The organism is Arthrobacter sp. UYCu512 (genome assembly GCF_040547075.1).
Taxonomy (GTDB): Bacteria; Actinomycetota; Actinomycetes; order Actinomycetales; family Micrococcaceae; genus Arthrobacter.
Window position 1 is genome coordinate 279,082 of sequence record NZ_JBEPPA010000002.1, and the last position, 7,706, is coordinate 286,787.

Genomic DNA, 7,706 nt, shown 5'->3' on the forward strand with positions numbered 1-7,706 from the left:
CATCGCCGTTCCCCTGGAAGCAGAACCTGTGGAACGGATCCGCGCCGTCGACGCGTCCGTGGCCGTGCTGTATGAGCCCGGATTGCTGCCAGCAACCCTCATCTGCAGTGGATCCAGGCCTTGGCGGCCGGTGCCGGCTGCGCGGTCAAGGCTTCGGGGCTGGACAAGGAGTCCCTCAGGAAACTGAGAATCACCACCTCGGCGGGCGTGCACGCGTTGCCCTTGGCGGAGTTCTCCGCGCCGGGTATCCTCAACGGCTTCAAAGGCACCGAGGACCTCGCCCGGGACCAGGCGGATAAATTCTGGCCGGAGGTCCGCACCCCCACCCGGCTGGTCAGTGGCTCATATCTTGTCATCACCGGTCTCGGTGAGATCGGGCTGGAGACGGCCCGGATCGCGCGTGCGCTGGGCCTGAGCGTGAGCGGCACCAAACGTACCGTGGAGGCGCTCGACAAAATCGCGGAGGTAACTGACAACGAGGGCCTTGCCGGGCTGCTGCCGGCCGCCGACGCCATCGTCAACACGCTGCCGGGTACTGCCAGCACCGAGAAGCTGTTCGACCGGAAGATTTTCAGCGCCAAGAAGCCGGGCACCGTGTTCATCAACGTGGGCCGCGGCAGCGTGGTGGACGAGGACGCCCTGCTGGAGGCACTCGACTCCGGTCAGGTGTCCTATGCGTGCCTGGAAGTGTTTGCGGTGGAACCGCTCCCGGTGGACAGCCCGCTGTGGGACCACCCCAACGTGCTGGTCTCCCCGCACAGCTCTGCCCTCAGCGCTGCAGAAAACCAGCTCACTACGGACCGCTTCTGCGCCAATCTGCGGATCTTCCTCGACGGCGGCGACCTCCCCCACCTGGTGGATCCCGTCCACTTTTACTAGGCGCTGCGGGTACTAAGCGGGCCGACGCCGGGAGGGCCCGTCCCAGCGGCCTGCTCGGCAACGTCTCGTCCCACGTGCTGCCATGAATTAGACCATCGAATGGGCATTTTCGCTGGGCGACATGGCCATCCAGGTGTTTTATATTTCCCACTTTTCACGGTATATTCATTACAAGCCTTCCACCGCGGCATCCCCCAATAGTCGCGGTGGAAGGCTTTTCCATTGCCCGGCTCCTATGCCCGCCTTTACAGGATTGGCCCCGCGGCAGCGCAGTCAGCCGGCGGCCCCGACGCCGTGTCTAGGCCACGTCCGCAGTGGCCTCCCGGAGCCGCCAGCCGCCGCCCAGGCCATCCCGGATTATTTCCATGGTGGTAAGCGCGGAGCCTGCGTTCCGGCCAAGGCGCACCTGGACCTGCCACACCTCGACATCGACCCGGCTCAGTCCTTTGGGCATCCGCCGCTCCGCCTCCCACCAACTCACCCGCTCGAACCAGCGGACCGGCTCGGCGCCAACAATCCATTCGCGGCCGCCTCGCAGCACTGTTTTGGGCCGGCCGTTCGGACCCGATTTCACCATCACGTGTTCCATGCATGTCACGATAGGGCGGGGCTGCGACAATTTTCCGTGCGCATCTCCTGGCCGGGATGCAAGCAGTCTGACGGGCCGGGATCAACCGACCACCGAGTAAGCGGAATACCTGAAGTAGTGGTTACGCCGTGGTTCACGGCGGGGATCCACGTGGGGCGGCGGAATGAACCATGGGATGCCGCCGCTGACCTGGATGGTCCATTTCTCCTTGTGCACCAGGTGGTGGTGATGTGAACAGAGAAGGGTGCCATTTTCTGTGCCTGATGTCCCGCCCCGCGACCAATAGGTGATGTGGTGGGCTTCGCACCATGACGCCGGAATGGTGCAACCCGGAAAGGCGCACCCCAGGTCCCGTGCGGTGATGGCTTTGCGGACGTGGGGCGGAAAGACCCGCGAGGCCCTGCCGACGTCCAATGTCCTGCCTTCTCCCCCCAGCACCACCGGGATGATGTCGGCGTCGCAGGCGATCTTCCGAACGGTCGATGCGGTGACCGGCCCGGTGAGCAGGAAGCTTCCCCCGGTACTGGCGGTGCGGCCTTCCAGGTCGTCGAGCAGGTCCCGGTAGGCGATGGTGACCATCACCTGCGGCCGGAGTCCACCTGCGGAAGGCAGCGTTCCGGACGCCAGGGCCACTGAACAGGCGCCCACGAGGCCGTCGAGATGCTTTTGCGGCCGGGATCGGCGGTCCAGGCCGTTCACTGCCGCCTCCTGGCCGGTTCCGCCGAGCGGGCCGGACTGGGTGCGTGGATTCGTGGCGGTGTTCATGACCGTCAGCAACTGCTCGAACTGCTCTGCGGTGGCGAAGATCTCGACATGCTACAACCCAAAACGCGGCCGGCGCACGAAGGCTCCCTGAACCTGCCGCAACACTTCCTCGGCAGGCTCCGCGCCGTCCTGATCCAGGGCGTCGGTCCATCGGCGGGCTACCCGGACTAGAAAGTCGGGGTCATGCTCGATCGCCGTCAGGGTCAGGGCGTGTTCCATTCGCTGCGTGGCTTCAGCGGTGCAACGGTGACGGACCCGATCCAATGCGCTGGTGATGAGACTTGCCGAATGCGAGGCCACGGAGCCGGCCGCCACTGCCGCGCTCAGTTCCCCGTGACGGGGTGGCACCGGCTGACCGGTGATGCCGGTCTGCGGCAGGATGCTCGCGCTCAGGCACAATCGGCGTCGGACTTCCGCGGCGCTGACTCTCAAGCTGGCCCGCAGAAACTCGGTGGAATTGCGGTAGCCATCGTCCGCCGGTTGCGCCGCCGGGCCGCGGGCGGCTTCTTCTGCAGACCATCCAGTGGCCCACGAGGTCACCGCCGAACCCCCTGCAGCTGCTTCCTTTCGGGCGCGGTCCACGGCGCCTGCCGCGAGGACCTGAAAGTAATCCATCACCCGGGAGATATCCTCAACGCGGCGTGCAAAGTCAGCAGCCCCGGCGAAACCCAGCAACGCGGCGTCTCCCGCCGCCGTCGAACTCATCGAGCGGAGGAGCCTCAGAACATGGTCCAGGTCCGGCGCGGTCTGCTGGCCGGCGGTCTCGACAGTTTCCCGGAAGGGAAGAAAATCCTCGGTGGTCTCCATAAACTCGATGCTGCCACCGGGGTGTGACAAAAAGGGGCCGGCGACGAACGCCGATCACTCAGTCCAGATGGCTGACCCCTGCGCCGGAACGATCGTGGGCTAAGGGATGTTTGCAATCTCTCACGGGTGGTGGCGACGCCCACAGCTGGAGAGGGCTTTACATCCCTGTGCGCCGCGACACCTCGTCTGCGACGGTCAGGAGGGCCGTTTCGAACGCTGCCAATTCCTTATCGGAGAGGCCCGTGGTGGATGAAGCGATCATCGTATTGAACTGGGCGTGAATGTCCGCCACCACCGAGTGTCCGCTATCGGTCAGCTCCAGGCACAAGCTGCGGCGGTCGTTGGGATGGGCAAGCCGTTCAAGCCACCCCAGATTTACCAGCCGGGTTGAGATCGCCGTAATGGCGCCGGTGGTCAGTTCCATGTGTTCCGCAAGCTGCTTCGGTGTCACGCTGGCCTGCTCGGCAATCCAGAACAGAGCCCGCAGTTCACTGGGCGACAGGCCGTGGTCGGTGGCGATTTTCTCGCGGTTACGCTCCAGTGCTCGGACGAATCTGACGGCTGCATAGGGAAAGCCCGCGAGGGCGTACGTCGTGCGCGGTGTTTCCCGTCCCATCGCCCCTCCTGATCGAGGCCTGTATGCCTCGGTTGTTCTGCCTGGTTTCTTGGTGAAAAAAAATCTACATAAGTGACCTAGTAACTTACTGACTAAGACAACTATAATTCATGGTACGGCCGGGTTTTCGAAAACCGCGCTCGGACACCACACAACGATGGAGGATCCGTGATTACTGACTCTCTAACAAAGGGCCAATACGATACCGTCTACAACTTCCTGTCTCTGGTCATCGCGTCGCAGCTATTCACGGCACTATTTCTGCTGATCGCGTTGCCGCGGATCCTGCCACGTTACCGGCAAGCGATAACGGTGGCCATCATCGTCTGCGGCATCGCTGCTTACCACTATTTTAGGATCTTTGACTCCTTCCGGGCGTCGTTCGTGACTGAGGCAGTGGGCGGCGAGGGAGACTATACGCAGGCCGTTGGCCAGTCGTTCAACGAGGGATATCGTTACGTCGATTGGCTGCTGACGGTGCCGCTGCTGCTGTTTGAACTCATTGCCGTACTCGCGCTCGCGCGATCAGCTCAAAAACGGCTCATCCGGCAACTCATCCCGGCTGCCGCGCTCATGATCATTCTCGGCTACCCGGGCGAAATCAGCGGCGACAACGGAATTCGCGGACTCTTCGGTCTGCTCTCGACCATCCCGTTCGTCTACATCCTGTACGTCCTGTTCGTGCAACTCACCAAGTCCTTGGGCAATCAGCCCGTCGCGGTGCGGGGCACCCTCAGCCGGCTGCGCTTCCTCCTCCTTGCGAGCTGGCTTGTCTACCCGATCGCGTATCTGCTCCCAGTGCTGAACATTGCGGGCTCGGATGCCTGGGTGTTCAAACAGGTTGGCTACTCGGTCGCTGACATTGCGGCTAAGTCAGTCTACGGGCTCATTATCTTCTATGTCGCTCGGGTGAAGTCCTACGAAGACGACCCGGAGTTTGCCAGGATCGAAATGTCGAAGGACGATGCCGTGGCAGTCCGCAGGTAGCCTTCCTCGGTCGCTCCGGCCAGCCGCTCCCGAGAACGCCGCGGCCAACCCGGAGGAACACGGCAAAAACCCCGCCAGGCGGCCGGACGGCTCGCTACTGACGGGGTTTTACTGGTGGGTCCTACCGGGATCGAACCGATGACATCCACGGTGTAAACGTGGCGCTCTACCAGCTGAGCTAAAGACCCAAACCGCTGGTTCGGCGCTTGGGCGCTTGAACCAACGAACAGTTACTGTACCGGATGAACCCGGCGGAGCGCCAATCGGACCCCGAACGGTTCAGATCGGCGGCAGTTCGGACGCGAGCCAGCTAAGTGCTTCACTGACTCCGGCATCGAGCTTGATGGCGGCGAGTTCATCCCCTCGGGTCTGGCCCCGGTTGATGATCACAACGGGCTTGCCGTGCTTGGCGGCATGCCGGGCAAACCGCAACCCGCTCATCACAGTCAGCGAAGAACCGGCCACCAGGAGCGCCGCAGCCTCGTCCACGATGGAATAAGAACGTTCCACCCTGTCCTTGGGAACGTTCTCGCCGAAGTAGACGAAATCCGGCTTAAGCAGGCCGCCGCAGGCCGGGCAGTTGGCCACCACAAAAGTCCGGATCAGGGCGGCATCCTCGACTGTGGCATCGGCGTCGGGAGCCATTTCCACCGCCCCGGCGGCCAGCGCCCGGTCCAGGAAGCCGGGATTCAGTTCGGTCAGCACTCCCGCCAAGAGTGTCCTGCTGTAACGCCTGTGGCACGAAAGACAGGCGACCTGGTCAAATCGTCCGTGCAGGTCAACCACGTTGATGCTCCCGGCGGCCTCGTGGAGCCGGTCCACGTTCTGGGTGATGAGCCCGGTGAGCAGCCCCCGGCGTTCCAGGCGGGCGACGGCGGCGTGGCCTTCATTGGGGTCGGCGCGGCGCAGGTGGGACCAGCCGATGTGGTTGCGCGCCCAATAGCGGCGCCTGTTGTCCGCTTCGCCGATAAATTCCTGGTACGTCATGGGCGCCCGTGGAGCGGCTCCCGGCCCGCGGTAATCCGGGATGCCCGAATCCGTGCTCAGCCCGGCGCCCGTCAGCAGGGCGAAGCGCTCCCCCGCAAGGACGCCGCGGATCTCCTGCAGGACCCCGAGTTCGTCCGATGCCGGCTCGGCGGCCGGGACCGGGGGAAGACTGGCAAATCCAGTCATGCCGATTCCGGGCCGCCGCGTCCGCACCGTCTCAGATCCCGACGAGTCCCGCCAGGGCGGCGCGGTAGTCAGCGAAGTCCCGGGCCCGGCCGCGGGGATTCACCACCACGTAGCGCACGATTCCGCTCGCGTCCAGGATGAAGGTTCCGCGTTTCGCCATGCCGCTGCCGGCATCAAAGACGCCGAACTTCGCGGCGACGGCACCATGCGGCCAGAAATCCGCCAGCAGGTCGAAGCCGTAGCCTTCGCTTTCGGCGTAGGCCCGGAGCGCGAACTTGCTGTCCACGGAGATCCCCAACACGGCCGCATCGGCATCCGCGAACAGCGCCAGGTTGTCCCTGATTTCGCACAGTTCCCCAGTGCAGATGCCGGAGAAGGCGAAGGGGAAGAACACCAGAACAACGTTGCGGCCGCGAAACTCCGAGAGCCGCACAGGTTCGCCAAATTGGTTCAGCAGTTCGAAGTCCGGGGCTTCCTCACCGACAGCGGGAACGCTGCGGGACTCACACGCGAGATCCCCGGCGCTGGCCGCGATGCCGGTTTGGGTCACTTGTTCTTCCGTGTGACCAGACGGGTGGCGCTCCAGTCCTTGGAGACGCCCGCGGAGGTGGTGTAGTGCAGCCCGGCGGTGGGCGCAGCATCCTGGATGTCGGCCGGCGAAACGTACCCCACCCGGCCGGACTTCGGCGTCAGCACCCAGACAACGCCGCCCTCGGTCAGCGTGGTCCTCGAGCCGACGAGGGTGTCAACGAGGTCGCCGTCACCGGATCGCCACCAGAGAATGACGGAATCAACGACTTCGTGATCATCCTCATCAAAGAGTTCCGAGCCGGTGAGATCTTCGATGTCGTCGCGCAGATCGTAGTCGACATCATCGTCATAACCGAATTCCTGAATCAGGTCCCCGGTTTTGAATCCCAGTTTTTCCGCCACATTTACCGAAGTGGCGGCGTCGGCCTCGCTCACGTGTTGCTCCTATGTTTGGTGTTTTCAATAGCTCTAGTGATTTCCATTACTCCAAGCCAACACCCTTTGCGCCTGCGCTTCAAGCTGTTGGCCCCGCGATCCGCCATATTCTGCGTCACACAGGGCGATCCTAGCGCCGCGGTGCGGCACATCGTCACACAACCAGTATGCCGGTCAAATACGAACCGGCGCCCACCCGGCGGCTACGCATCCCCCAGCTGTCGGAGCTAGAGTGGCTGATGACGACTACGCCTGTGAGGGCGGACGCCCCGCTGACCAAGGCGGGGAGAGTTGTGATTGGACCGTGTCCGGCGCACATGACCGGGCAGATGTAACCGATACGTCGCACACGTCGCGTTCACGCCAGGCAGTTACCCTGCCGCAGCTGAGGGCGCCGATGAATGCGCTCAAAGAGAGGTTGGACGTGGCTGCAGGAGAAGAGACCTCCCATATCCTTAGCGGGTTGACTAACCAGCTGCCTGATCGTGATCCGGAAGAGACCGCCGAATGGCTGGAGTCCCTGGATGACTTGATTCAGGAACAGGGCACCGAGCGTGCCCAGTACATAATGCGCAGCCTGCTTCAGCGGGCCGGTGCGCAAAGCGTGGGTGTTCCGATGGTGACGACCACGGATTATGTGAATACGATCCCGGTGGACCAGGAGCCGGCGTTCCCGGGGCATGAGGAGATTGAGCGGAAGTACCGGGCGTGGTTGCGGTGGAATGCGGCGATTATGGTGCATCGGGCGCAGCGGTCTGATATTGGTGTTGGCGGGCATATTTCCACTTATGCCGGTGCCGCGACCCTCTACGAGGTCGGGTTCAACCACTTCTTCCGCGGTAAGGATCATCCCGGCGGCGGGGACCAGGTCTTTTTCCAGGGCCATGCCTCTCCCGGGATGTATGCCCGGGCGTTTATGGAAGG

Annotated in this window: 9 protein-coding genes, 1 tRNA gene and 1 pseudogene; 3 read left to right on the forward strand and 8 right to left on the reverse strand. The window is 63.4% G+C overall.

Going from position 1 to position 7,706, the window contains the following annotated elements; genetic code table 11:
• The first annotated feature begins 120 nt into the window (after nt 1-120).
• Nucleotides 121-879, forward strand: a complete 759-nt coding sequence (locus ABIB49_RS03900) for a D-2-hydroxyacid dehydrogenase (RefSeq protein ID WP_354156725.1) — start codon at nt 121-123, stop codon at nt 877-879.
• Nucleotides 880-1,177: 298 nt separating this feature from the next.
• On the opposite strand, the gene ABIB49_RS03905 is transcribed toward ABIB49_RS03900, so the two are convergent.
• The 4 genes and pseudogenes from ABIB49_RS03905 to ABIB49_RS03920 all read right to left on the reverse strand — a co-directional run bounded on the left by ABIB49_RS03905 (nt 1,178) and on the right by ABIB49_RS03920 (nt 3,656).
• Entirely contained in the window at nt 1,178-1,468 is a 291-nt protein-coding gene (locus tag ABIB49_RS03905; RefSeq protein ID WP_226774957.1) for a hypothetical protein, read from the reverse strand.
• Between the two features lie 81 nt (nt 1,469-1,549).
• Nucleotides 1,550-1,831, reverse strand: coding sequence for an HNH endonuclease signature motif containing protein (locus ABIB49_RS03910; RefSeq protein ID WP_348994535.1), 282 nt, complete (start codon nt 1,829-1,831; stop codon nt 1,550-1,552).
• Nucleotides 1,829-3,040 (reverse strand): annotated as a pseudogene (locus tag ABIB49_RS03915) (DUF222 domain-containing protein); the annotation flags it as partial. The pseudogene ABIB49_RS03915 and the gene ABIB49_RS03910, both read right to left, overlap by 3 nt.
• A gap of 157 nt (nt 3,041-3,197) precedes the next feature.
• A complete protein-coding gene (locus tag ABIB49_RS03920) occupies nt 3,198-3,656 on the reverse strand; it encodes a MarR family winged helix-turn-helix transcriptional regulator (RefSeq protein ID WP_226774958.1) in 459 nt (152 codons plus the stop codon).
• A gap of 168 nt (nt 3,657-3,824) precedes the next feature.
• Here ABIB49_RS03920 and ABIB49_RS03925 point away from each other — a divergent pair, with 168 nt between their 5' ends.
• On the forward strand, nt 3,825-4,643 hold the full coding sequence (locus ABIB49_RS03925; protein ID WP_226774959.1) for a bacteriorhodopsin-like: 819 nt from the start codon (nt 3,825-3,827) through the stop codon (nt 4,641-4,643).
• A gap of 112 nt (nt 4,644-4,755) precedes the next feature.
• On the opposite strand, the gene ABIB49_RS03930 is transcribed toward ABIB49_RS03925, so the two are convergent.
• The 4 genes from ABIB49_RS03930 to ABIB49_RS03945 all read right to left on the reverse strand — a co-directional run bounded on the left by ABIB49_RS03930 (nt 4,756) and on the right by ABIB49_RS03945 (nt 6,782).
• A tRNA-Val gene (locus tag ABIB49_RS03930) sits at nt 4,756-4,831 on the reverse strand.
• A 91-nt stretch (nt 4,832-4,922) separates the two neighbouring features.
• Nucleotides 4,923-5,816, reverse strand: coding sequence for an NAD-dependent protein deacetylase (locus ABIB49_RS03935; protein ID WP_502913750.1), 894 nt, complete (start codon nt 5,814-5,816; stop codon nt 4,923-4,925).
• A gap of 31 nt (nt 5,817-5,847) precedes the next feature.
• Nucleotides 5,848-6,366 (reverse strand): peroxiredoxin, encoded by a 519-nt coding sequence (locus ABIB49_RS03940; protein WP_502913751.1) that lies wholly within the window; start codon nt 6,364-6,366, stop codon nt 5,848-5,850.
• On the reverse strand, nt 6,363-6,782 hold the full coding sequence (locus ABIB49_RS03945; RefSeq protein ID WP_354156727.1) for a DUF3052 domain-containing protein: 420 nt from the start codon (nt 6,780-6,782) through the stop codon (nt 6,363-6,365). Before ABIB49_RS03945 ends, ABIB49_RS03940 begins: the two co-directional genes overlap by 4 nt.
• Nucleotides 6,783-7,179: 397 nt before the next feature.
• Between ABIB49_RS03945 and ABIB49_RS03950 the strand changes: the two genes are divergently transcribed.
• A partial coding sequence (locus tag ABIB49_RS03950; protein ID WP_502913752.1) for a pyruvate dehydrogenase E1 component-related protein occupies nt 7,180-7,706 on the forward strand: 527 nt, incomplete at its 3' end.

Bases quoted from the DNA above. Each gene is read 5' to 3' on its own strand.
- ABIB49_RS03905 (WP_226774957.1), bottom strand. From the start codon at position 1,468: ATGGAACACGTGATGGTGAAATCGGGTCCGAACGGCCGGCCCAAAACA.
- ABIB49_RS03920 (WP_226774958.1), bottom strand. From the start codon at position 3,656: ATGGGACGGGAAACACCGCGCACGACGTACGCCCTCGCGGGCTTTCCC.
- ABIB49_RS03935 (WP_502913750.1), bottom strand. From the start codon at position 5,816: ATGACTGGATTTGCCAGTCTTCCCCCGGTCCCGGCCGCCGAGCCGGCA.